Origin of the sequence: Psychromarinibacter sediminicola (assembly GCF_029168335.1) — a bacterium.
Lineage (GTDB): Bacteria > Pseudomonadota > Alphaproteobacteria > Rhodobacterales > Rhodobacteraceae > Psychromarinibacter > Psychromarinibacter sediminicola.
The window spans coordinates 1-1177 of record NZ_JARGYC010000196.1 but is presented as its reverse complement, the minus strand read 5'-3'; the positions used below and the strand labels follow the sequence as shown (position 1 = coordinate 1177).

The following is a 1177-nucleotide window of genomic DNA, read 5'->3' as shown; positions in this document are numbered from 1 at the left end:
ATGGCAAAGGCAAAGTTCGAACGTAACAAACCGCACGTGAACATCGGGACGATCGGTCACGTTGACCACGGCAAGACGACGCTGACGGCGGCGATCACGAAGTATTTCGGCGACTTCCAGGCCTACGACAAGATCGACGGGGCGCCGGAAGAGAAGGCGCGCGGGATCACGATCTCGACGGCGCATGTGGAATACGAGACCGAGGCGCGGCACTACGCCCATGTCGACTGCCCGGGCCATGCCGACTACGTCAAGAACATGATCACCGGCGCGGCGCAGATGGACGGCGCGATCCTGGTGGTGAACGCCGCCGACGGGCCGATGCCGCAGACCCGCGAGCACCTGCTGCTGGCGCGCCAGGTGGGCGTTCCGGCGATCGTGGTGTTCCTGAACAAGGTCGACCAGGTGGACGACGAGGAGCTGCTGGAGCTCGTCGAGATGGAGGTGCGCGAACTTCTGTCCGAATACGACTTCCCGGGCGACGACGTGCCGATCGTGGCCGGCTCGGCGCTGGCGGCGATGAACGGCGAGAACCCGGAGATCGGTGAAGAGAAAATCAAGGAATTGATGACAGCCTGCGACGAGTACATTCCGACCCCGGAACGTGCCATCGACCAGCCGTTCCTGATGCCGATCGAGGACGTGTTCTCGATTTCCGGCCGCGGCACGGTGGTGACCGGCCGGGTCGAGCGGGGCGTGATCAACGTGGGCGACGAGCTTGAAATCGTCGGCATCAAGGACACCAAGAAGACGACCTGCACCGGTGTCGAGATGTTCCGCAAGCTCTTGGACCGCGGCGAGGCCGGCGACAACATCGGCGCGCTGCTGCGCGGTATCGACCGCGACGGGGTGGAGCGCGGCCAGGTGCTGTGCAAGCCGAAATCGGTGACGCCGCACACCAAGTTCAAGGCCGAGGCCTACATCCTGACCAAGGAAGAGGGTGGCCGCCACACGCCGTTCTTCGCCAACTATCGGCCCCAGTTCTACTTCCGTACGACGGACGTGACCGGGACGGTGACGCTGGCCGAGGGCACCGAGATGGTGATGCCGGGCGACAACGTGTCGTTCTCGGTGGAGCTGATCGCGCCGATCGCGATGGAGCAGGGCCTGCGCTTCGCCATCCGCGAAGGCGGCCGCACCGTCGGCGCCGGCGTCGTCTCCGAGATCATCGAGTAAG

The 1177-nt window shown here is 64.7% G+C and carries 1 protein-coding gene; it reads left to right on the top strand.

All coding sequences use genetic code 11. The annotated features are described in order from the left end of the window. Positions 1-1176 (top strand): elongation factor Tu (tuf, locus tag P1J78_RS24905; protein ID WP_275570064.1); only part of this gene is annotated, 1176 nt, incomplete at its 5' end. Position 1177 lies beyond the last annotated feature (1 nt).